Genomic DNA, 21,637 nt, shown 5'->3' with positions numbered 1-21,637 from the left:
GGCCTATATGCGCATTCTGCAAGAAGATGATCTGAACGCCATTCCAACGCGCGTTTTTCTTGACGCAGTTCGAGCGCAGATTGATGCGGATGCGCGCGGCGAAGCGATTTCGCCACCGCGCCATCGGGTCGATTTTGATCCTGGTGCGCTGGTCTTTACGTGCGGCGGCAACAAAGACCTAGCCGGGTTTCGCGTTTATGACACCTTTCCAAAACGCAAGAATGCGGTCGAAGAGCAGTTGGTTGTTGTGTTTGACCGCGCCACAGCAAAGATCAAAGGCATAGCGATTGGCGAGCGCTTAGGCGCGATCCGCACAGGTTGCCTTGGTGGCGTTGCGATTGATCGTTTGGTGCCTGAGGAGCGGATTGAAAAACTGGCACTGATCGGAACTGGAACACAGGCGCAAACCCAGTTAGAAGCGATTTTGAGTTTACGTGAGGTTGGAAAAGTCAGCGTGTTTAGCCGCTCGATGGAGCGGCGCGGTAATTTTGCAACCGATATGGCTAAGAAGCTGAGTGCAAATATCACCCCAACTTCAAGTGCTGAGCGCGCGGTGCGAGATGCTGATGTCGTGATCCTCGCCACCAATTCTTCAGAACCCGTGATTGATACAGAATGGATAAAACATGGCGCTCATGTCACAACTCTAGGTCCCAAATTTGTTGATCGCCACGAATTGCCTTTGGACATTGTCGCGCGCACCAGATTGATCGTTTCCGATAGCCCGCAGCAGATTGCTGGGCAGGGCAACAAACATATGTTCCATGACCAAAATTTACCTGTCCAACATCTTGGCGCACAAACCTTCAATTCGGCTGCTGGAGATCTCACCCTGTTTTTGTCCGCGGGACTGGCTGGAACTGAAGTGACCGCGCTCAGTGCGGCAATCGATTATTTGGACCAACAAAGTGGCTGAGTTTTTTGACAATCTGAAGGACGCGCCGCCAATCAACCAGCCGCTCGCCCAAGGTTCTGTGTCGATGGTGTTCTTGGGTGATAGTGTATTGATGGAAAAACGCAGCGACAACGGTCAATGGTCTTTCCCGGGTGGCAGAGCCGAGCCGGGCGAGGCTCCCGAAGTGTGCGCAGCCCGTGAACTGGAAGAAGAAACCGGGCTGGCAGGGTTGACCTTAGAATTCGTCACCTTGTTCGATAACCCCGGCTCCATCGGTGCATACGATGATGGCAATGTAGTGCAAACCCACATGTCCGTTTTTGCAGCAGAACTGACTCAAATGCCGGCACTGCACATAAGCGAAGAATCGACACAGCTGAAGTTCATCTCTCTGGCTGAACTGCGCCAAATTGATCTGGCTGCCTCGCATAACCCCATTAGAAAACTCGCAACAGACTTGCTCTCAAAGGCGGCAACATGACCAAAGACCTCAAAATACAGTTTCAAGAAGACAATCAACGTGGTCGATTTTTCGCAGACCTTGGCGAAGGTCATCAGGCCGAAATGACTTTCGTGCGCAACAACAATCAAATGATTGTCGATCACACGCGTGTCCCCAAAGAATTTGAAGGCCAAGGAATTGCGGCAAAACTGGTGATTGCTGGCGTGGAATTCGCGCGTCAGAACAAACGCAAAATCGTGCCTGTGTGTTCTTATGTTGTAATGCAGTTCAAACGGCACAAAGACTGGGCAGATGTGCTGGCGGCGTAAAGGGAGTTGAAATGAAAACGGTCAAACAACTTGTTGATCAAGCCATGGCTGAAATCGAAACGCTCGATGTGGAAAGCGCCAAACAGCAGACTGCATCCGGCAAGGCCTTGTTGGTCGATTTGCGCGATATTCGCGAGCTAAAGCGTGAAGGCAAAATCGAAGGCGCAGTGCACGTGCCGCGCGGTATGCTTGAGTTTTGGATTGATCCAACAAGTCTTTATCACAAGCCTGAATTGGCCACGGACAAAAAGCTGGTATTCTTTTGTGCCGCGGGTTGGCGTTCTGCCTTGGCAACCAAGACCGCTAAAGACATGGGCTTTGAAAATGTGGCGCACATCGAAGGTGGATTTGGCGGGTGGCGTGATGCAGGCGCACCAATTGTCGAACCTGAAACCCGCTAAACGGACCATTCTTCTTTGAGGACGCCGTAGCTGACTGAATCATAATACTGACCCTGCCAAAAACGCGCTTTGCGATAGCAAGCTTCTTGGCGCATGCCTAGCTTTTGCGCGAGTCGCATCATCCCTTGGTTGCCACTCCAAGTGGTTAGCCCAATCCGCACCAATTCGTCTCTGTCGGCAAATAATTGGCCGATCAGCAGTTTTAACGCATTCGCACCTATGCCCTTTGACCAATCCGATTGATTGAAAATCAAAATGCCAATCTCCATCCAATAGGTCGCCTTGCTGCGCCAATACCAGCTCACTTCGCCCAAGATTCGATCCGACCGCGCATCAATAATCAGCAGTTTTTTCAAATCCTGTTCAGGGGCTTCCAATTTTTCGCGCAAGCGTTGGATGTAACGATCCTGCTCAGCGTCGTCGGGTAGTCCAAAGTAGGGGCCGTTGAACTGATGAAAAGCTCTGTCTGGCGAAATCAATTGGCGATAGGCGCGCAGGTCGGCAATGCGCAGATCTCGCAATGCAATGTCGATCATTTCTTCATCCGGGCCGAAGTCGTTGGAATCGCTTTTTGAAACTTGATCTTGTCCATCACCACTTGTGAAAAAGTTTTGGAGATGAACGGCATGCTCATCAAACTATTGCGCAGAAACCGATGATACGAGCGCATGTCTGTGGCCAATACTTTCATGACATAATCATACTCACCCGTCGTCGCATAGCATTCCAAAATCTCGGGAATTGATTGCACCAGCTTTGTGAACTCATCCAAGTAATCATCATTATGTTGCTCGAGGCTGACTTGAAGCAAAATCGTTTCGCTGTAGCCCATTTTTTCCGGCGAAACCGTAAGGCCGTAGGCCGTGATCACCCCAGCTTCTTCAAGCGCGTTGATGCGTCGCCACACGGAAGAAACCGAGCTGCCCACTTGGTTGGCGATCTCTTGGTTGGAGAGTCGGCTGTTTTGTTGCAGTAAATCTAAGATTTTCCCGTCAATTTGATCAATTGAGAACTGTTCTGTCAAAACTAAGCGCTTTCTTGAAAAAGATTGCCAAAATGTGGCTATATTGAGCCCTAATTTGATCAGATATGTCAAGAAAAATGAGCGATAATGGTTCTCAAGGAATAGGGGAACATTATGGATCTAACACCGGCGAATGCGAGCCTTTTCGCATATCCAGAATATGAATTGCGTGACGGACTAAAAAACGAGCGGGTTTTTCTGTCGGGCACTGACGTTTTGGTACGCATCCCTATTGAACAAGCAAAAGCTGATTTTGCTGCTGGGTTGAACACTGCAGGTTTTGTATCGGGCTATCGTGGTTCGCCGCTTGGTGCTTATGATCAGGCTATGGCGAAAGCCAAAACAACGTTGGACGAATACAAAATCACAGTGAAGCCAGCGATCAACGAAGATTTGGCCGCAACCGCAATCGTTGGCACACAAGAGGTCTCTAGCGATCCACAAGTGACCGTGGATGGCGTTTTTGGCATTTGGTACGGCAAAGGCCCCGGCGTTGATCGTTCGGGCGACGCGCTCAAACATGGCAATGCTTTGGGCAGCTCAAAAAATGGTGGTGTGATCGCTTTTTTGGGCGACGACCATGGTTGTGTTTCCTCTTCCATGCCGCACCAATCTGACCAAGCTGCCGAGCATTTTATGATGCCAGTGCTTCATCCGGCAGGCATTGCTGATTACATCCCGTTTGGGCTTTACGGTTTTGCTGCCTCTCGTTTCACCGGCGCTTGGATTGGATTTAAAACAATTTCTGAGGTTCTTGAATCAAGTGCAGCGATTGAAGTGCCGCAGCCGCGTGCCTTCAAAGCACCTAAGGATTATGTGCCACCGTTTGATCTCAACCATGACCCGGCCACAAGCTTTGGGCCCATTTTGGAGCAAAAGCTGTTGGTGCGCTTGGATGCGATGCGCGCCTTTGCCAAAGCAAATCCCATCGACAAAGTGGCGTTTGGCGCGAAGAAGCCAAAAACGGCAATCGTTGCAGTAGGCAAAGCCTATGCTGACCTCATCGAAACGTTCAAAAAACTTGGCGTATCAGAAGCCGCCGCAAAACGTTTAGGGGTTGGTATTTATAAAGTTGGGCTTGTTTGGCCCATCGAGCCAACAGGGTTCGAGACATTCCTGCAAGACGCTGAAAAGCTCTTGGTGGTTGAAGAAAAACGCTCCGTTGTTGAAACTCAACTCAAGGATCTTTTCTACAACAAACAACAGGGCAATCGCTTCACCATCATTGGAAAGCGCGACTTGGCTGGCGCGCCATTGTTGCCCGAAGCGGGCGAGCTTCGTCCTTCCATTTTGGCGCAGGTGGTTCATGACTTTTTGAACCTTGAGGGCACACCTCCTAACGCGCTCCCTGCGCCAAACCTGTCCGATTTAGAGGTGGCACGGCGCACACCCTATTTCTGTTCAGGTTGCCCACACAACCGCTCAACCAATTTGCCCGAAGGCAGCAAAGCGCTGCCTGGCATTGGGTGCCATTTCATGGCGTCTTGGATGGGTCGGGAGACCAACGGCATCGTGCAAATGGGCGGCGAGGGGGTCAATTGGATCGGCATGTCGTCCTATACGGGACGCGAGCATATCTTCCAAAACCTTGGCGACGGCACCTATTTCCATTCCGGGCTTTTGGCCATTCGCCAATCAATCGCTGCCCAATCAAATGTCACCTATAAAATTCTCTACAACCACGCCGTTGCCATGACCGGTGGACAAGATGTGGATGGTGAACTCAGCGTAGAAGCCATTATTGCGCAATTGCGCGCTGAAGGCATTAAACGCATCGCATTGGTTAGTGATAAACCCGAACGCTTCCGTTGGGATTTGATGCGCGGCGAAGGTATGAGCATTGACCACCGCAAAAACCTTGATGCGGTTCAAGAAGAGCTCAAAGGCCTAAAAGGCGTTACTGCGTTGATTTTTGATCAGGGCTGCGCCACCGAAAAACGCCGCAAGCGTAAACGCGGATTGATCGAGGACCCTAAGAAGCGGGTGTTCATCAATCCAAGCGTCTGTGAAGGCTGCGGCGATTGCTCGGTGCAATCCAACTGTATTTCTGTGAGCCCGGTGAAAACCAAATGGGGCGTTAAACGCACGATTGATCAATCCTCATGCAACAAAGATTTTTCATGTGTTGAAGGGTTTTGCCCAAGCTTTGTCACCATTGAAGGCGAAGAAGAAAAAGCAACCGGCGACATAAACCGGCGCGCCCATTTGTTGACCAATGTTGCCTCTTTGCCAGAGCCAAAACACGCCAAAACGGGTGAGATTTTGATCACCGGTATTGGTGGCACTGGCGTTGTCACTGTGGGCGCCGTTTTAGCCATGGCAGCTCACCTGCAAGGCAAAGGCGCTTCCGTCCTTGACTTTATGGGGTTCGCCCAAAAGGGCGGTGCGGTGATCTCGCACCTCAAAATCCTGGAAAAACCGGGATTGGAAACCCCTGTGCGGATCGACAAAGGTTCTGCTGATGCATTGATCGCTTGCGATTTGGTCGTGGCCAATATGGCTGAACCCATGGCAACGCTCACAACAGAAAAAACCCACGTTATCGCCAACACGAAAATCCTGCCAACAGCAGATTTTGTGTTGCGCGGTCTTGCGGACTTCCAAGAAGAAATTCGGCTGAAAAAGCTCAAAGAATATGCAGCACAAGTGGATGCATTTGATGTGACCGACCTCTCGGTACAATTGTTCGGTGATAGCGTCTTCTCCAATATGATGCTCACCGGCATGGCATGGCAAAAGGGCCATATTCCACTAGATGGCGATGCAATTCGCCGTGCAGTGGAATTAAATGGCAAAGCGATTGCCGCAAACCTTGAAGCCTTCGAACTGGGGCGCCTTATCGCTGATCAGCCTGAGCTATTTGTGCAAGACATTGACGCTGAACTCGAACAAACGCTGGAGGATTTGATTGCTGAACGTTCAGCGTTCTTGAGTGATTATCAAAACGGAGGTTATGCAGCTCAATATAAAGACATTATGGCGAAGGTAACAGCGGCTGAACATGCCATCGGCAAAACGGGCTTCAGCGAAGTGGTGGCGCACCAGCTTTCTCGAGTGATGGCCTATAAGGACGAATATGAGGTTGCACGGCTGCATCTTGAAACTGCTCACCTAAGCAATGCGCAGCGGCGGTTTAAGCAGGGCAGCAAACTTACTTTCCATATGGCGCCGCCAATGCTCAATTGGATCAAAGAGCCAAATGGCCGCCCGAAGAAGTTTGCCATCCCTGGCGCGATTGCCATGCCGACATTGAAAATGCTCAACGCCATGCGCCCATTACGCGGATCAAAACTTGATGTGTTTGGCTGGGGTAAAGACCGTCGCGACGAACGCCAGTTGCGCGATGAGTATATTCATCTTGTGACCATGCTGGCCGATAACCTGAATGCTGAAAATCATTCAGTGGCAATCGAACAAGCGCAGCTTGTTGATATGGTCAAAGGATATGGTTTGGTGAAAGAAGGTGCACTGGAGAAATATAAGAAGGCGTTGAACGCCTAAGGCTTATGCTTTTACTCGAGCACCCCACCCTTAGTCCCTCCCCATCGAGGGGAGGGAGACCAAAAGACTTTGACTGAGTTATCTGGGATTAGTGCCTATTCTTCCCACTTCCCTCAATGGGGAGGGCCGGGGTGGAACAACAAAACAGGAAGAATCCACCAAGCGTTTTAGGGCCAGTTGTAACCCGCCTACAGCTCGTCAAAATCCAAAGTCAGGTTATCACTCGTTGGTCGAGCTTGGCACGCCAGCGTAAACCCGGCTTCAATTTCCCAAGGCTCAAGCGAATAATTCACCGCCATTTCGGCGCTGCCTTTTGCCACTTTGCAGCGGCAGGTGCAGCACATGCCACCTTTGCAAGAGAAGGGCAGCTCAAGCCCATGCTTGTTTGCCGCTTCGAGAACGGTTTCATTTGCGTCGGTCAGTTTGAAGCTACGCTTTGAGCCGTCCAAAATGATTTCAACTGAAACGCCTTGCTCCGCTGCTTCCAACATTTCTTTGGTTGGCGCTTTGCGCGGTTCTTGCCCGTCTGCTGGGGTAAACAACTCAAAGTGGATTTTTGACTTTTCGACACCCATTTCTTCGCAAGTCGCGCGCACGACTTCAATCATTTCGCCCGGTCCGCAGATGAAAATACCGTCAGCTGAAGCAGGATCGATTGCGCCGGTGTTGATCAAGGCTTTGACCTTGTCGCCGTCAATTCGGCCGTTCAAAATCGGGATGTCTTGGTCTTCGCGGCTTAGGATATGGATGATCGTTAGCCGTTCTAGAAAACGGTCTTTTAGGAATTCAAGTTTTTCGCGAAACATGATCGATTTGGTTTCGCGATTACCGTAAACCAAAGTGACATTGGCTTCATCGTCGCCTTCAAGTAACGACTGGGCAATTGACATCATGGGGGTGATGCCAGAACCCGCAGCGATCAGTAACGCTTCTTTGTTCTGTCCAACACCTGCGGTGAACCGACCTTCAGGTGTCATCACCTGAAGCGTCTGCCCAACTTCCAAATCGCTGGTTGCGAAGCTGGAAAATACGCCGTCGTCGACGCGGCGAATGCCCACCGTCAACTCGCTTCCGCCAAGTGGCGAAGAAATTGAATAAGAGCGACGCACGTCGTTTCCATTAACATCAGCGCGTAGTGTCAAATACTGTCCAGGGGTGAACGCATAGTCATTTTTCAATTCGGCAGGGATTTGAAAGCTGATGGCTTTCGCGTCATCTGTTAGCTCTTCGATTTTGCTTATGGTCAAGTCGTGGAATTTGGGTGCCATGTTTTTTTCGACCTCAGATACATTTGAAATAATCAAAGGGTTCAAGACAGTCCTTGCAACGATATTGTGCTTTGCAAGCTGTTGACCCAAATTCGGATAGTTTTTGCGTGTTTTCGCTGCCGCATTGCGGACAAGCAACAATGGTTTCGCCAAATAGTGCGAGTTTTGAATTCGATCCATTGACCGGCGGCGCAATGCCATAGACGCGCAGTTTTTCGCGGCCTACATCGCTGATCCAATCAGTGGTCCAAGCAGGAGAAATCACCCGCTCAATTCTTGGCTCAAATCCCGCTTCGCGTAACGCAACTTCAATTGCCAACTCAATCGCCAAAACCGCCGGGCAACCGGTGTAGGTTGGGGTGACATAGGCCACCGCTTTCCCCTCGATCATTTCAACGTCGCGCAATATCCCAAGTTCAGCCACATTGACACATGGCACCTCAGGGTCGGGCACAACAGATGCTGCGTCCCAAGCCTTCTGTGCTATGGCGTCGCGTGGTTTTTCGCTTGGGTGAAGCTGATCCATTGTTACCAGCTCATGCCCGGATAGGCGCGTTGCACATATTGCAACTGTGCCAACAAAAAGCCCATTTCTTCTCCGTGATGTCCGGTGCGGCCACCCAATTGTGGAAACTTCACCTCCGGCAAATCAAGCAAAGCTTGGTCAAAGATGTTGGAAATGGTTTGGCTCCATTGTGCCCGCAGTGCTTCACGGTCAGGCAATATGCCTTTTTCAGCACATGCTTTTGCATCGGCTGACATGGTGAAAAGCTCTTCCACATATGGGGTCATCTCTTCAACGGCAGCCTGCATGCGTTTTGCGCTTTCATCAGTGCCGTCACCAAGCCGGATCACCCATTCACCCGCATGCCGAATGTGGTAAGCCATCTCTTTAACGGCCTTACCTGCGATGCCACGAATGGTTTCGTCAGTCGAGGACAGGGCGGCTTGCCAATAGGGCTCCATGAAGGCGGCAAAATAGAGCTGCTTGAGCATGGTGTGCGCAAAGTCTTCATTTGGACGCTCAACCAAAAGACAGTTCTTGTACTCACGGTCAAGGCGCAAATAGGCGAGCTGATCTTCATCTCGGCCCTTGCCTTCAACTTCACCTGCATAGGTGTAGATGTTGCGTGAAGCACCAATATTGTCGAGCGCCATGTTTGGCATGGCTAAGTCTTCTTCGAGCAACGGCGCATGGCCGCACCACTCAGAAACCCGGTGCCCAAGGATTAGGTGGTCGTCCCCAAGTTCTAGAAGGGCGTTAAATAAAGCTTGAGACATTACATGTGCCCCACTTCATCAGGGATGTCGTAAAATGTTGGATGGCGATAGACTTTGTCGACACTTGGATCAAAGTTCTCAGCGGTTTGATCCGGATCCGATGCAAAGATCGATTTTGAAGGCACAACCCAAATAGATAGACCTTCGCCGCGGCGCGTATATGTATCGCGGGCGGCTTGCAGTGCCATTACTTCGTCAGCGGCGTGCAATGAGCCGCAGTGCTTGTGGGATAAGCCGTTGCGGGGGCGAACGAAAACTTCCCAAAGTGGTGTTTCTTTTGACATGAAATATCTCCCTATTCTGCGGCTTGTTGGGTTTTGCGCGCGGCACGTTTTTCAGCGTGAGCAAGCGCGGCATCGCGCACCCATTCGCCATCGTTCCATGCTTTTTTGCGGGCTTTGATGCGGTCGCGGTTCATTTGCCCGTGGCCTTTAACAACCTGCCAAAATTCGTCCCAATTTATCTCGCCGTGGTCGTAACCGCCTTTGCCATTATTCTTCTCTGGGTTCCACTTAAGGTCCGGATCAGGCACGGTAAGGCCCAAATATTCAGCCTGTGGAATCGTCGCATCAATGAATTTCTGACGAAGTTCGTCGTTGGAGAACCGCTTGATCTTCCATTTCATCGACTGCTCAGAATGGCTTGATTCAGCATCGTGCGGGCCAAACATCATCAAAGACGGCCACCACCAACGATTGATTGAGTCTTGCGCCATTTCTTTTTGCTCTTTTGTGCCGTTGCACAAAGAAATCAAAAGCTCATAGCCTTGGCGCTGGTGAAAGCTCTCTTCCTTACATACGCGGATCATTGCGCGGGCATATGGTCCGTATGAACAGCGACACAATGGAATTTGGTTCATAATGGCCGCACCATCAACAAGCCAGCCAATGGTGCCCATGTCCGCCCAAGTTGGGGTTGGGTAGTTGAAGATTGACGAGTATTTAGCTTTGCCAGACAGCAGTTCTTCAGTCATTTGCTCCCGGGTTACGCCAAGCGTTTCAGCTGCAGAATAAAGGTACAAGCCATGCCCGCCTTCGTCTTGCACTTTCGCAAGCAACGCTGCTTTACGACGCAATGATGGGGCCCGGGTGATCCAGTTTCCTTCAGGCAGCATGCCCACAATTTCTGAATGGGCGTGTTGGCCGATTTGGCGCACCAAAGTTTTGCGATATCCTTCAGGCATCGGATCGTTCGGTTCGATTTTTTCTTCCCGATCAATGCGCGCCTGAAAGGCTGCCAGAAACTCTTCAGTTTCCTCAGTGGCGCCATCCGCGCCGATCAATCCTTGTGAATACATATTGGCATTCCCCTCTCTTGCTGATAATAATAAGTGACGAAAATTCACATATCAAGTAAATTTTGTAACATATCGGAGTTTTGGGGATGGAAAAACGCTTGAATGGGGCCGAACTTGAGGGTTTGATTGAGGAAATTTGCGCGCCGTGGGTACAAGAACTTGGCATTAAGGTGCTGGAGCTAGGCGAATCAGAAACCCAATTCATCATGCCCGCGACGGAAAAAGTCCTGCGCCACCGGGGCCCCAATGGCGGTTTGGTCTCGGGCCAAGCGCTCATGGCAGGCTCTGACACGGTTAGTTTTTTGGCGCTCAGCTATTTGAACGGGCGTTTTCGCAACTGTGTGACCGTTGATATGTCGACCAACTTCATGCGGCCCTTTCCAGAAGGTAACGTGATTTACAAAGTCACAGTGCTTTCGAACGGCAAGCGGTTAGCCACAACACGCGTCGACATTTTTGCTGAGGGCAGCGAGAAGGTCGCGACCACCTCAACCGGCGTATTTGCCTATATCGAAGACTAATCGACATATTGGTGTTGAAAGCGGTGCGATAGTTCAGTTTGTGCCGCTTTTTTCGGCTCGGAGTCCCACCAATTCTCAGACTGTGCCAGAAGTGCCAAATAAAGCTCGCGCACCAATTTATGACATGCTCCGCCCGGCCAATCTTTGGGCAATAAATGCGTCGGCAGGGCGGGCTGTTTGAGAATGAGACGCCGCCAATCATGAATGAGCAGCGTGCGGGCGCAAAGCGCCTCAAGCGGCGATAGTTTGTTTAAGGCCTCAGTCTTTGCCGCCATGTCCGAAAACCGGGCAATCAATGCGTCATAATCGTCTGCAAGATTTTGCAGATCAAACCGATCGATCACCCAATCCGGAAGTCGTTCAATGTCGCCGCTAATGGTCAGCAACTCAGCATCGACGATTTGCTGACGCACTTTGTCCGAAGGGTCGGCGAACAAGCCAACGCCATTGCGCAACTGCAGCCCGCCAAACGCGCCCAGCAACGCATTTTGAGTTTCTCGTGCATGGCCAATAACGTCAGGGCCAACCGCAATTAAAATGGACTTTGGATCGGGTGCGTAGGTTGGTCGATAGATTTTCTGCGTGGCAGGAATAAAGCTTTTCAATCCGGCTTTGGATAATTTGTAAAAACTGTGCCGACCCTGCTTTTCTCTAGTTACCCAACCTTCTTTTGCAAGACGCGACATGGCCGTGCGCAACGCGCCGCTTTCAACATTCATCGCGCCAAGAATGGTCTGTAGGTCCGACATGGCAACAGTGCCGCCATGTGGTTGTATTGCGTCGCCAAAAATGGTGATGACAACCGACCAAACGCGCAATCGACCATCTGAATGCAGATGGTCGATCAACGGCTGAATCAGTGGATTAGGTGTGCTCATACACCTCTATGTACGCTCAAATGCCACCATCGTCAAAAGCTCGTATTCGGCAACTTGCTCGTCATCTTGGTTGAACATATTCACGTGCCAGCGCACCTCGCCATATTCATCTGTCCGCTTGGTTTTGCGTTTAACAGTAAGGCTTACACGAACATCATCGCCAGCGCTTACAGGTTTTTGAAAACTAAGGTCGTTCAATCCCGTATTGGCCAAAACCGGACCGGGGTTTGGCTCAACGAACAGGCCAGCCGCAAAGCTCAAGAGCAAATAGCCATGCGCAACGCGGCCGGGGAAAAACGGATTAGCCGCCGCTGCTTCTTCGTCCATATGCGCATAAAATGTGTCGCCAGTGAAATGAGCGAAATGCTCAATGTCTTCGATGGAAACTTTGCGCGATGCAGTGTGTACAGTTTCGCCGATTTGCAGCTCGTTGAACGTGCGGGTGAACGGATGCGCAGGCGGTTCGATGAACTTGGCGCCTTTGACGTAGGTGCCGCCAATCGCGGTCAGCAGGTCTGGGCTGCCTTGGACGGCAGTTCGTTGCATATAATGCGTAACGCCGCGTACGCCACCCAATTCTTCGCCGCCGCCTGCGCGGCCCGGGCCTCCATGCACCATGTGCGGAAGCGGGGAGCCGTGGCCGGTCGATTCTTTCATGCTGTCACGGTTGTTAAAATATAGCCGACCATGAAACGCGCCCGCGCCCATCGTCAATTGTTGCGCAACGCTTGGGTCATTGGTGATCACAGAAGCAACTAGCGAACCGCCACCTTTGTTCATCAATTCAATCGCGTGATTGAGGTCACGATATCCCATCACCGTTGCCACGGGGCCAAAAGCCTCGGTCGAGTGCACGATTGTTGCTGTGTCTGGGTTTTTGCAGTGGAACAACAAAGGCGACACAAATGCGCCATTGTCTAGACCGTCACCGTTCAGTTGCATCGAAGCTTGATCGCCATAAGCCAATTCGCACTCAGTGCCAATTTCAGCGGCCTTTTCGAGCACGTCACGCTTTTGATCCAAAGAGGCGAGGGCGCCCATGCGGGTGCCTTCGGCCGCCGGGTCGCCAATGACCGTTTTGTCGAGCCGTGCACTCATCGCATTGATCACATCTTGAACCCGATCGTTTGGCACAATCATCCGCCGGATCGCGGTACATTTCTGACCAGCTTTTGTGGTCATTTCGCGCGAAGCTTCTTTGATGAACAGGTCGAACTCGGGCGTTTCAGAGGTTGCATCCGGGCCAAGCACTGAGGCGTTGAGGCTGTCTTGTTCAGCGACAAAGCGCACGCCCTTATCAAGGATGTTTTTATTCGACTTGAGGTAAGAGGCTGTGTTGGCTGAACCCGTAAAGCTCACCACATCTTGGCAATCCAAACGATCCAATAGATCGCCCGTACCGCCCATAATCAACTGCACCGCACCTTCAGGCAATATGCCGCTCTCAACCATCATCTTCACACATGCTTCGGTGAGATATGACGTCGAGGTCGCAGGCTTCACAATCGCTGGAACGCCAGCAAGCAAAGTTGGTGCGAGCTTTTCCAACATGCCCCACATGGGGAAGTTGAATGCATTAATGTGCACCGCGACACCAAGCAAAGGTGTGCAATAATGTTGACCTAAAAACGTGCCGTTACGTGACAAGACTTCTAGGTCGCCATCCGGGTAGATGTGCCCATCAGGCATTTCGCGGCGACCCTTTGATGCATAAACAAACATGGTGCCAATGCCGCCATCAATATCGACTTTGCTGTCGGCAAGTGTGGCTCCCGTTTTATAAGAAAGCTCGTAAAGTGGCTCGCGTCGTTCGTTGAGATAAGTCGCCAATGCTTTAAGCATCCGCGCCCGATCATGAAATGTCATCGCCCGGAGCGCAGGGCCACCTTTTTGCTTCGCAAAATCGATCATGGCTTGGAAATCCAAACCGTCTGATCCGGCTACCGCGATTTCTTCGCCAGTTACGGCAGAAAATATTTTGCGCGTTTTGCCAGATGGTCCCACCCACTGGCCGTTCGCATAGCTTTCAAGCTGCATAATAGACATTGATTTAAACCCTTAGCTTAGTTTTGCCGGCAATTTTGCATAGCCGCGGAATCTTAAGCGCCCGCCTAGTTCTGCATTGCCCGTTAGTTGGTAGTTCGGAAATTTTTTGAGGAACCTGTTGATCGCGATACGTCCCTCCATGCGCGCTAATGAAAAGCCAACGCAAAGATGTGGGCCACCAGCAAACGCCAAGTGCCGATTTGGTCTGCGCATAAGTTTGAGTTCATCTGGATCTTCAAATTGGCTTGGGTCACGGTTTGCCGCACCAATAACCAAATGCAAGTTGCTGCCCGTCGGAATCTTAATGCCATCAATCTCAATATCAGCGGTGGTTTCGCGGTTGCCCAATTGGTTGGGTGACAAGAAGCGCAAGAATTCATCTACCCCGGTTTTGATGATCTCAGGATTGGACTTGAGGGCATATTTTTGCCCCGGAAACGCGTGTAGCGCCGCCAAAGCGTTGCCGATCAAATTGGTTGTGGTTTCGTGTCCAGCGTTCAGGATGAATATGCAATTCTGCAGAAGTTCGGTTTCAGACAGTTCGCCTTCTTCGCTCTCAATCAGCCGGGTTAAAACATCCGTTTCAGGATTGCCGGGGTATTTGCGGCGATGATTAGCGAGGTCTTTCAAATAGGCTTTAAAATCAACAACAGCTTTGTTCCCCGTTGCCAATTGCTCTGGGGTTAGAGTAGGCTCAAGTGCACCCAAAATAGCCAGCGACCAATCCCGTAAAGGCTCCCGATCGGCCATGGGCATATCAAACATATTACCAATGATTTGAATGGGTATCTTGCTGGCAAAATCTTCGATCAAGTCGACTGTTTGCTTGCCCGCCATGTCCTCGAGTAAGGTGTCGATGGTCTCAAGCAACCCCGGCTCCATATTGGCGATGGCACGTGCATTGAGCGCTCCGACCATGATTTTGCGCACCCGCGTATGCAGGGGAGGATCATTGAACACAAGCGAGGTCGTGTGGTGTTCATAAAGCGGTGCATCGCCACCAAACTTGGGCAAGAACGCTTGCCGTTTGTCCGAGATATAAAGCGTGGTGTCCCGATAAATGCGGTCCAAATCTGCAAATCGGGTTAAAACAAATGAGCCGTCTGGTTGCGGGCAGACCGGCGCATATTTGAGGAGCGCATGATAAAAGGGAAACGGGTCCTCAACAAAGCCTAAGGGAGGATTTGTAAGGTCGAACCCTTCTATCATCTTGCGCTCAGCTTTGGTCATTTTAAACGCTCTGCCAAGCGCCAGCTATTTGGGCTTTGTTTAGCCACATCAGTCATCGCAGCTTTGACGCGATCAATGCCAATTTCGCTTGCATAATGCATTGGGCCCCCGCGCCAGCGTGGAAAACCGTAGCCGTGGATTTTCACCAAATCCACATCCAGGTCACGCTCCGCAATGCCTTCTTCAACAATCAGCGCACCTTCGTTAATCATCACGGCCATCAAGCGATCAACGATTTCTTGGTTGGTGAATAGCTGCCGCTCAATGCCTGCGGCCTTGGCCTCTTGTTCGATCAAATTGGTCACAAACCCATCTTCATGGGGTTTGCGGTCACCTTCAACATATTTGTACCAGCCTTTTGCGCTGCGTTGGCCGAACCGCTCAGCTTCACAAAGTAAGTCGCCAATGCGCACATAGCGCTCGTCAGGTGCGCGCGTTGGGGCCTGTCGTTTGCGATTAGCCCACGATATCTGTAGCCCCGTTAAGTCTTGCAACTCATAAGGACCCATTGGCATGCCGAAACCGCGCATGGCATCGTCGATCTGTTTTGGCGTGCAGCCGTCCATCAGCAAATAATCCGCTTGGCGGCGATAGGCGGACAAAATGCGGTTGCCGATAAAACCGTCACAAATGCCGGACAAAACGCCCACTTTGCGCAATTGCTTGCCCAAATCAAACCCGGTCGCCAAAACGTCTTTCGATGTACTTGGCAGCTGCACAATCTCGAGCAACTTCATGATGTGCGCTGGAGAGAAGAAATGCAGCCCAATAAAACGCGACGGGTTAGTAATGCCTTCAAAAATCTGCGTTGGATCGATGTAAGATGTGTTGGTGGCCAAAATCGCATCTTCGCGCATGTGCGAGGCGAGTGATTGGAAAACCTGTTGCTTTACACCTAAGTCTTCAAACACAGCTTCAATTGCCAAATCCGCGTCGGCACAAGCTGCATAGTCGTCTGCAGCAATCAGCGACGACTTAAGCTTTTCAGCTTTGTCTTGTGAAATCTTGCCGCGTTTGATGCCGCCGGCGATCAGGCCCTCAACCCGTTCACGTCCAGCGTTAGCTGCGTCTTGATCGCGCTCAATCAAGGCAACATCATATCCAGCGTTTAGGCATGCAAAGGCAATGCCCGCACCCATCAGCCCGCCGCCAACAACCGCGATTTTAGTGATATCAAGCGGTGCGCCACCCTCCATGGCTTTGGGCTTGCTCACCGCCCGTTCTGAGAAGAAAGCGTGTCGCAATGCTTTTGATTGCGCGCTATCGCGCAACTCCAAGTGTAGCGCGCGCTCTTTTGGCTGGCCCTGACTAAAGGGCAAGGTTGCCGCCCATTCAATGGCCCGCAAATTGTCCAAAGGAGAAGTTTGTCCCTTGGCGCGTTTGGTTATTTCTGCGCGTTTGGACGCAAAGAAATCATCGGCGACAGGAGCAGGGGATCTTTTGCTCAAGCCTGACAGTGGGGTCGGCAAGTCAGCCACAAACTCAAGTGCCGCTTCAACTGGATCGCCCTCAAAAACCAGATCAAGTCCACCAAGGTCAAAAAGCTGCTGCGCATCAATCAACTGTCCGGTTGTGGCCAATTCAACTGCGGCTTCAACACCAATCAAACGGGGCAAACGTTGCGAACCACCTGCGCCCGGAACCAAGCCCAAATTGACTTCAGGCAACCCAAAACGTGTGCCTGTTTGTGCAAGACGGAAATCACAGGCCATGGCCAATTCAAATCCGCCGCCCAGCGTGGTGCCATGCGTTGCCGCAACCCAAGGCACCGAACTGTCTTCAATATTCTGATAAACGTCCGGCAGATGTGGTTCTTGTGGCGGTTTGCCGAATTCGGAAATGTCTCCACCTGCGACGAAGGTGCGGCCCGCGCAATAAACTATGGCGGCCTTGGCGTTTGCCGCCTCCGCTTTTGCGACAGCTTCGAGCAAACCCAGGCGCACGGCGACGCCGGTAGCATTCACCGGCGGGTTGTTGATTTCAACAAGAGCAATATCGCCCCGCAATTCAACGCTCACAACACTCGACAATATCATTCCCCCAAAGTCGAACAATCAAATTCTTATCATATATTGACCAACCAGTCGGTTTATGTAAAGCTAAATTTCACATGAGAAGTAAATCTTGAGAAATGCTCGGGATATTCTGGGGAGGATCGCGTGAGCGACACAATCATTGTCACCAAAAATGCTGGTTGGGTGGAGATTACCCTTAATCGTCCAGACCGTTTGAACGCCTTCAATGATGAAATGCATGGTGCGCTTCAGTCCGCATTGCGTGACGCAAAAGACGATAAATCTGTGCGGGCGATTTTGTTCACCGGCGCTGGCCGCGGCTTTTGCGCCGGACAAGATTTGGATGCGCGCGATCCACGCAAAATGACGTCGCCGCCGGATTTGCACGCGACAATTTCCACTTTTTACAATCCCCTCGTTAAGCTCATTCGCTCTATCAATAAGCCGATCATCTGTGCGGTAAATGGTGTAGCCGCGGGGGCCGGCGTCAATATCGCGCTTGGTTGTGACATTGTTTTGGCGGCTGAAAGCGCCAAGTTTATCCAAAGCTTTGCCAAAGTGGGCTTGGTGCCTGATGCTGGCGGCAGCTGGATATTGCCTCGCCTGATTGGCGAAGCACGTGCCAAATACATTTGCCTAACCGCGACGCCCGTTCCAGCCAAACAAGCGGTGGAATGGGGCATGATCTGGCAGGTAATTCACGATGAGCAATTGATGGACGATGCGCGCAAACTAGCCGCACAAATGGCTGAGGGCCCAACCTTTGGTTTGGGCATGATGAAGCAAGCACTGCAAAGCTCATTTGATCATTCGCTTGATGAACATTTGGATGTTGAGGCTGAAATGCAAGGTCGCTGTGGTCGGTCAAAAGACTATGCGGAAGGCGTGAGTGCCTTTCTCGACAAACGCCCAACAAACTTTGGCGGTGTGGAATGATCACCCCGCTCGAACGTGCGCAAAAATCGGCACAAATCATGTGGGATAACGATTCCGCTTCGCAGCGTATCGGTATGCGGCTAGAAAATGTTGGAGTAGGCACGGCAACCTTGTCGATGACCATCAACGACCAACATTTAAACGGTCACAAAATCTGCCATGGCGGATATGTTTTTATGCTGGCGGACAGTGCCTTTGCCTTTGCGTGCAACAGCTACAATCAATTGGCCGTAGCCTATCAAAACTCAATTACTTATGCCGCGCCCGGCATGAAAGATGATGTGCTCACAGCCACGGCCATTGAAGTGAGCAAGACCGGACGCTCCGGTATCTATGACGTTACAATTACAAACCAAAAGGGTGAGGCATTGGCGCATTTTCGGGGCCACTCGCGCACCATCAAAGGTACACATTTTACGGAGAATGAGGCGTGAACGAAGCTTACTTGTGCGAAGGGTTTAGAACCCCCATTGGCCGCTTTGGCGGCACCCTTGCATCGGTGCGGCCCGACGACATGTTGGCCCATGTGATCAAAAAAACAATGGAAGCTGCGCCAAATCTAGACCCTTCAGCAATTGATGATTGCTATATGGGGTGTGCCAACCAAGCAGGTGAAGACAACCGCAATGTGGCGCGTATGGCGACGCTGTTGGCAGGCTTGCCAACAAGTGTGCCTGGCACAACAATTAACCGGCTTTGTGGTTCGGGCTTGGATGCTGTGGGCATGGCCGCACGTGCCATCAAAGCGGGTGAAGCTGAGGTGATCTTGGCCGGTGGTGTGGAAAGCATGAGCCGTGCACCATTTGTGATGCCAAAGGCGGATACGGCCTATTCTCGTAACGCAGAAATCTACGACACCACCATTGGTTGGCGCTTCGTCAACAGGCTGATGAAAAGCCAATATGGCATCGATTCGATGCCGGAAACCGGCGAAAATGTCGCTGAAGATTTTGGTGTTTCACGCCACGATCAGGACGCATTTGCTTATCGCTCTCAAGAACGTGCGGCAAAAGCGATTGCTTCGGGCCGTTTGGCGCAGGAAATTGTGTCAGTTGAAATTCCACAGCGCAAAAAAGACCCAATAATCTTTTCCCAAGACGAACATCCGCGCGCTTCTTCAATGGAAAAGCTTGGCGCATTGGGCACGCCGTTCCGCGAAGGTGGTTCAGTGACGGCCGGCAATGCATCGGGCGTAAATGATGGCGCTGCTGCAATTATCGTTGCATCAAAAGCTGCAGTTGAAAAATATGGTCTCACCCCAAAGGCGAAAATTGTTGGTTTGGCCACAGCAGGCGTTGAGCCGCGCATCATGGGCATTGGCCCAGCACCAGCTTCGCAAAAGCTGTTGGACCGTTTGGGGCTCAAAATCACAGATGTGGATTTGATTGAACTAAACGAGGCCTTTGCTTCCCAAGGCATTGCAGTGTTGCGCCAATTGGGTGTCGCCGAAGATGCAGATTTTGTTAATCCAAATGGTGGTGCAATTGCACTTGGTCACCCTTTGGGCATGTCTGGTGCTCGTTTGGCGCTAACCGCCAGCATAGAGCTTGTGAACACTGGGAGTAAGCGCGCGCTCTGCACCATGTGCATCGGCGTTGGCCAGGGCATCGCACTGATGCTTGAGCGGGCATAGGGGGAATAAATGAAAGACTTGACGCCGAACAAAGCAGATCTGGACCCGATTGAAATCGCATCGCGCGATGAAATCTCAGCGCTGCAACTCGCTCGCATGAAATCAACATTGGCCCATGCCTACAACAATGTGCCGTTCTACAAGAAGAAGTTTGACGAAGCCGGTGTTCACCCAGATGATCTGAAAAGTCTATCTGACCTGTCAAAGTTCCCCTTCACCGTAAAAACCGACCTGCGCGATAATTACCCGTTTGGCATGTTTGCGGTCCCACGAGAACAGGTGAGCCGCATTCATGCTTCTTCGGGTACAACAGGTAAGCCCACAGTTGTTGGCTACACAAAAAACGACATCGACATGTGGTCTTCTGTTGTCGCTCGTTCGCTTCGGGCGGCAGGCGTGCGCAAAGGCGATATTTTGCACAACGCCTATGGCTATGGACTTTTCACTGGCGGTTTGGGTGCTCATTATGGCGCAGAAGCCTTGGGCTGTTCAGTCGTGCCGATTTCTGGCGGCATGACCTCTCGTCAAGTGCAGCTGATCCAAGATTTTCAACCCCATGCAATAACCGTCACGCCCTCATATATGTTGGCGATTCTTGATGAGTTCACCAAGCAGGGCGTTGACCCGCGCGAATGCTCTTTGCAAGTTGGTATATTTGGCGCTGAGCCATGGACCAATGCGACCCGTAAAGAAGTTGAAGATGCGTTTGATATGCACGCGGTGGACATTTACGGTCTGTCAGAAGTTATAGGGCCAGGCGTTGCCAATGAATGTGTGGAAACCAAAGACGGGTTGCACATTTGGGAAGATCATTTCTATCCCGAAATCATCAATCCTGAAACCGGCGAACTGGTGGAAGAAGGCGAAGAAGGCGAATTGGTTTTCACTTCGCTGACCAAGGAGGCCTTGCCGATTATTCGTTATCGCACCCGCGATCTGACGCGGCTTTTGCCCGGTACAGCACGCTCCATGCGGCGCATGGAGAAAATTACCGGCCGATCTGACGATATGATCATCTTGCGTGGCGTAAACGTATTTCCAACCCAAGTTGAAGTACAGGTGCTTGCTGTTGCTGGTCTTGCGCCGCACTTTCAAATCGAACTTGTGCATCATGGTCGCATGGACGGGATGATCGTCCATGTGGAAGCAACAAAGGATGCTGCTTCTGAGGACGCGAGGGCACAAACGGCCAAGCTTTTGTCAAAGAAAATCAAAGACAACATCGGCGTTTCAGCCCAAGTCTTTACCAAGGAGCCAGGTGGCGTGCCTCGTTCTCAAGGCAAAGCGGTGCGGGTAGTTGATAACCGTAAAGAGGGGCAAGAATAGTGGTGCGCACCATTGCAAAAGATCACGAAGAAAAACGCGTTGCGATCCTAAAAACCGCTGCGAAGTTCTTTGCAAAAAATGGATTCGACCGCTCGTCTATGAGCCAACTTGCGCTTGAGTGTGGTGTATCTAAAGCTTTGATATATCATTATTACCAAAGCAAAGAAGTGCTTCTTTATGACATCATTTACACCCATCTGCAGGACTTGGTTGATGCGGTTGAAGCCGTCACGCCGAGTGATGACCCCGAGCAGCACTTGCGAAAACTGGTTCACGCTATTCTAGACCAATATCGTGACGCGGACGCCGAACATAAGTTGCAACTTGAAGCAACAACATCCCTGCCAAAGGCCAATCAAAAAACGCTCGCAGACATGCAAAGGCGCTTGGTAGTTACACTTTCGAATGCCATCAATGCCATTTCTCCGATGTGTTTTGAAAAGCACAAAGAGACGCTAAGGCCGGTCACCATGTCGCTATTTGGCATGTTGAATTGGTTTTATCTTTGGTATCGCCGCGGCAAGGGGATGACGCGATCAGATTACGCCGATCTAGCAACAGATTTGCTTTTGGGCGGAATAAAAGGATTGGAAAAGCAATAGCTTTTGCAAACC

General features: G+C 51.2%; 22 protein-coding genes. 11 read left to right on the top strand and 11 right to left on the bottom strand.

The genetic code is table 11. The features are described 5' to 3' along the window. Window positions 1-7 precede the first annotated feature (7 nt). The 4 genes from O4H47_RS05530 to O4H47_RS05515 are packed head-to-tail and all read left to right on the top strand — an operon-like array spanning window position 8 to window position 2,067. Window positions 8-916, top strand: coding sequence for an ornithine cyclodeaminase family protein (locus O4H47_RS05530; RefSeq protein WP_269392963.1), 909 nt, complete (start codon window positions 8-10; stop codon window positions 914-916). Then, window positions 909-1,376: an NUDIX hydrolase gene (locus tag O4H47_RS05525; RefSeq protein WP_269392962.1), complete on the top strand. Its 468-nt coding sequence runs from the start codon at window positions 909-911 to the stop codon at window positions 1,374-1,376. The genes O4H47_RS05530 and O4H47_RS05525 overlap by 8 nt, the downstream gene beginning before the upstream one ends. Continuing rightward, window positions 1,373-1,666, top strand: coding sequence for a GNAT family N-acetyltransferase (locus O4H47_RS05520; RefSeq protein ID WP_269392961.1), 294 nt, complete (start codon window positions 1,373-1,375; stop codon window positions 1,664-1,666). Before O4H47_RS05525 ends, O4H47_RS05520 begins: the two co-directional genes overlap by 4 nt. A gap of 11 nt (window positions 1,667-1,677) precedes the next feature. After that, window positions 1,678-2,067: a rhodanese-like domain-containing protein gene (locus O4H47_RS05515; RefSeq protein ID WP_269392960.1), complete on the top strand. Its 390-nt coding sequence runs from the start codon at window positions 1,678-1,680 to the stop codon at window positions 2,065-2,067. Here the strand turns inward: O4H47_RS05515 and O4H47_RS05510 are convergent. Together O4H47_RS05510 and O4H47_RS05505 are read right to left on the bottom strand one after the other, a co-directional pair. Next, the gene (locus tag O4H47_RS05510) at window positions 2,064-2,603 is read right to left on the bottom strand and encodes a GNAT family N-acetyltransferase (RefSeq protein ID WP_269392959.1); all 540 of its coding nucleotides are present in this window, start codon (window positions 2,601-2,603) and stop codon (window positions 2,064-2,066) included. The two genes, O4H47_RS05515 and O4H47_RS05510, sit on opposite strands and share 4 nt — an antisense overlap. Further along, on the bottom strand, window positions 2,600-3,091 hold the full coding sequence (locus O4H47_RS05505; RefSeq protein WP_269392958.1) for an Lrp/AsnC family transcriptional regulator: 492 nt from the start codon (window positions 3,089-3,091) through the stop codon (window positions 2,600-2,602). The genes O4H47_RS05510 and O4H47_RS05505 overlap by 4 nt, the downstream gene beginning before the upstream one ends. 114 nt (window positions 3,092-3,205) lie before the next feature. Between O4H47_RS05505 and O4H47_RS05500 the strand changes: the two genes are divergently transcribed. Continuing rightward, window positions 3,206-6,592: an indolepyruvate ferredoxin oxidoreductase family protein gene (locus O4H47_RS05500; RefSeq protein ID WP_269392957.1), complete on the top strand. Its 3,387-nt coding sequence runs from the start codon at window positions 3,206-3,208 to the stop codon at window positions 6,590-6,592. Window positions 6,593-6,780: 188 nt separating this feature from the next. Here the strand turns inward: O4H47_RS05500 and O4H47_RS05495 are convergent, their stop codons facing one another. The 5 genes from O4H47_RS05495 to paaA are packed head-to-tail and all read right to left on the bottom strand — an operon-like array spanning window position 6,781 to window position 10,438. Further along, the gene (locus tag O4H47_RS05495; RefSeq protein ID WP_269392956.1) at window positions 6,781-7,860 is read right to left on the bottom strand and encodes a 2Fe-2S iron-sulfur cluster-binding protein; all 1,080 of its coding nucleotides are present in this window, start codon (window positions 7,858-7,860) and stop codon (window positions 6,781-6,783) included. A gap of 13 nt (window positions 7,861-7,873) precedes the next feature. Then, on the bottom strand, window positions 7,874-8,386 hold the full coding sequence (gene paaD / locus O4H47_RS05490; RefSeq protein WP_269392955.1) for a 1,2-phenylacetyl-CoA epoxidase subunit PaaD: 513 nt from the start codon (window positions 8,384-8,386) through the stop codon (window positions 7,874-7,876). Between the two features lie 2 nt (window positions 8,387-8,388). Further along, window positions 8,389-9,141: a 1,2-phenylacetyl-CoA epoxidase subunit PaaC gene (gene paaC / locus O4H47_RS05485; protein WP_269392954.1), complete on the bottom strand. Its 753-nt coding sequence runs from the start codon at window positions 9,139-9,141 to the stop codon at window positions 8,389-8,391. Then, a complete protein-coding gene (gene paaB / locus O4H47_RS05480) occupies window positions 9,141-9,425 on the bottom strand; it encodes a 1,2-phenylacetyl-CoA epoxidase subunit PaaB (RefSeq protein ID WP_269392953.1) in 285 nt (94 codons plus the stop codon). Before paaB ends, paaC begins: the two co-directional genes overlap by 1 nt. Before the next feature lie 11 nt (window positions 9,426-9,436). After that, entirely contained in the window at window positions 9,437-10,438 is a 1,002-nt protein-coding gene (gene paaA / locus O4H47_RS05475) for a 1,2-phenylacetyl-CoA epoxidase subunit PaaA (RefSeq protein WP_269392952.1), read from the bottom strand. A gap of 86 nt (window positions 10,439-10,524) precedes the next feature. Here paaA and O4H47_RS05470 point away from each other — a divergent pair, with 86 nt between their 5' ends. Further along, window positions 10,525-10,959 carry a PaaI family thioesterase gene (locus tag O4H47_RS05470; protein WP_269392951.1) on the top strand — a complete coding sequence of 145 codons (435 nt, stop codon included), beginning with the start codon at window positions 10,525-10,527 and terminating at the stop codon, window positions 10,957-10,959. Here the strand turns inward: O4H47_RS05470 and O4H47_RS05465 are convergent. Genes O4H47_RS05465 through O4H47_RS05450 form a run of 4 tightly spaced genes read right to left on the bottom strand, consistent with a single transcriptional unit; the run spans window position 10,956 to window position 17,143 of the window. After that, complete coding sequence (locus O4H47_RS05465; RefSeq protein ID WP_269392950.1) at window positions 10,956-11,837, bottom strand: PaaX family transcriptional regulator C-terminal domain-containing protein; 882 nt, start codon at window positions 11,835-11,837, stop codon at window positions 10,956-10,958. The genes O4H47_RS05470 and O4H47_RS05465 overlap by 4 nt on opposite strands. A 6-nt stretch (window positions 11,838-11,843) precedes the next feature. Further along, the gene (paaZ, locus tag O4H47_RS05460) at window positions 11,844-13,883 is read right to left on the bottom strand and encodes a phenylacetic acid degradation bifunctional protein PaaZ (RefSeq protein WP_269392949.1); all 2,040 of its coding nucleotides are present in this window, start codon (window positions 13,881-13,883) and stop codon (window positions 11,844-11,846) included. A 12-nt stretch (window positions 13,884-13,895) separates the two neighbouring features. Further along, entirely contained in the window at window positions 13,896-15,113 is a 1,218-nt protein-coding gene (locus tag O4H47_RS05455) for a cytochrome P450 (protein ID WP_269392948.1), read from the bottom strand. After that, a complete protein-coding gene (locus tag O4H47_RS05450; protein WP_269392947.1) occupies window positions 15,110-17,143 on the bottom strand; it encodes an FAD-dependent oxidoreductase in 2,034 nt (677 codons plus the stop codon). The genes O4H47_RS05455 and O4H47_RS05450 overlap by 4 nt, the downstream gene beginning before the upstream one ends. 129 nt (window positions 17,144-17,272) lie before the next feature. Here O4H47_RS05450 and paaG point away from each other — a divergent pair, with 129 nt between their 5' ends. The 5 genes from paaG to O4H47_RS05425 are packed head-to-tail and all read left to right on the top strand — an operon-like array spanning window position 17,273 to window position 21,625. Next, complete coding sequence (paaG, locus tag O4H47_RS05445) at window positions 17,273-18,064, top strand: 2-(1,2-epoxy-1,2-dihydrophenyl)acetyl-CoA isomerase PaaG (protein ID WP_269392946.1); 792 nt, start codon at window positions 17,273-17,275, stop codon at window positions 18,062-18,064. Further along, entirely contained in the window at window positions 18,061-18,498 is a 438-nt protein-coding gene (gene paaI, locus O4H47_RS05440; protein ID WP_269392945.1) for a hydroxyphenylacetyl-CoA thioesterase PaaI, read from the top strand. Before paaG ends, paaI begins: the two co-directional genes overlap by 4 nt. Continuing rightward, on the top strand, window positions 18,495-19,697 hold the full coding sequence (gene pcaF / locus O4H47_RS05435; RefSeq protein ID WP_269392944.1) for a 3-oxoadipyl-CoA thiolase: 1,203 nt from the start codon (window positions 18,495-18,497) through the stop codon (window positions 19,695-19,697). The genes paaI and pcaF overlap by 4 nt, the downstream gene beginning before the upstream one ends. 9 nt (window positions 19,698-19,706) lie before the next feature. Continuing rightward, window positions 19,707-21,023, top strand: coding sequence for a phenylacetate--CoA ligase PaaK (gene paaK / locus O4H47_RS05430; protein ID WP_269392943.1), 1,317 nt, complete (start codon window positions 19,707-19,709; stop codon window positions 21,021-21,023). Next, on the top strand, window positions 21,023-21,625 hold the full coding sequence (locus tag O4H47_RS05425) for a TetR/AcrR family transcriptional regulator (RefSeq protein WP_269392942.1): 603 nt from the start codon (window positions 21,023-21,025) through the stop codon (window positions 21,623-21,625). Before paaK ends, O4H47_RS05425 begins: the two co-directional genes overlap by 1 nt. The last annotated feature ends 12 nt before the right edge of the window (window positions 21,626-21,637 follow it).

Origin of the sequence: Maritalea porphyrae, assembly GCF_027213965.1 — a bacterium.
Lineage (GTDB): Bacteria > Pseudomonadota > Alphaproteobacteria > Rhizobiales > Devosiaceae > Maritalea > Maritalea porphyrae_A.
This window is presented reverse-complemented; position numbering and strand designations above follow the sequence as displayed.

Bases quoted from the DNA above. Each gene is read 5' to 3' on its own strand.
- O4H47_RS05530 (WP_269392963.1), top strand. From the start codon at position 8: ATGCGCATTCTGCAAGAAGATGATCTGAACGCCATTCCAACGCGCGTT.
- O4H47_RS05520 (WP_269392961.1), top strand. From the start codon at position 1,373: ATGACCAAAGACCTCAAAATACAGTTTCAAGAAGACAATCAACGTGGT.
- O4H47_RS05515 (WP_269392960.1), top strand. From the start codon at position 1,678: ATGAAAACGGTCAAACAACTTGTTGATCAAGCCATGGCTGAAATCGAA.
- O4H47_RS05510 (WP_269392959.1), bottom strand. From the start codon at position 2,603: ATGATCGACATTGCATTGCGAGATCTGCGCATTGCCGACCTGCGCGCC.
- O4H47_RS05500 (WP_269392957.1), top strand. From the start codon at position 3,206: ATGGATCTAACACCGGCGAATGCGAGCCTTTTCGCATATCCAGAATAT.
- O4H47_RS05495 (WP_269392956.1), bottom strand. From the start codon at position 7,860: ATGGCACCCAAATTCCACGACTTGACCATAAGCAAAATCGAAGAGCTA.
- paaD (WP_269392955.1), bottom strand. From the start codon at position 8,386: ATGGATCAGCTTCACCCAAGCGAAAAACCACGCGACGCCATAGCACAG.
- paaC (WP_269392954.1), bottom strand. From the start codon at position 9,141: ATGTCTCAAGCTTTATTTAACGCCCTTCTAGAACTTGGGGACGACCAC.
- paaB (WP_269392953.1), bottom strand. From the start codon at position 9,425: ATGTCAAAAGAAACACCACTTTGGGAAGTTTTCGTTCGCCCCCGCAAC.
- paaA (WP_269392952.1), bottom strand. From the start codon at position 10,438: ATGTATTCACAAGGATTGATCGGCGCGGATGGCGCCACTGAGGAAACT.
- O4H47_RS05470 (WP_269392951.1), top strand. From the start codon at position 10,525: ATGGAAAAACGCTTGAATGGGGCCGAACTTGAGGGTTTGATTGAGGAA.
- O4H47_RS05465 (WP_269392950.1), bottom strand. From the start codon at position 11,837: ATGAGCACACCTAATCCACTGATTCAGCCGTTGATCGACCATCTGCAT.
- paaZ (WP_269392949.1), bottom strand. From the start codon at position 13,883: ATGTCTATTATGCAGCTTGAAAGCTATGCGAACGGCCAGTGGGTGGGA.
- O4H47_RS05455 (WP_269392948.1), bottom strand. From the start codon at position 15,113: ATGACCAAAGCTGAGCGCAAGATGATAGAAGGGTTCGACCTTACAAAT.
- paaI (WP_269392945.1), top strand. From the start codon at position 18,061: ATGATCACCCCGCTCGAACGTGCGCAAAAATCGGCACAAATCATGTGG.
- paaK (WP_269392943.1), top strand. From the start codon at position 19,707: ATGAAAGACTTGACGCCGAACAAAGCAGATCTGGACCCGATTGAAATC.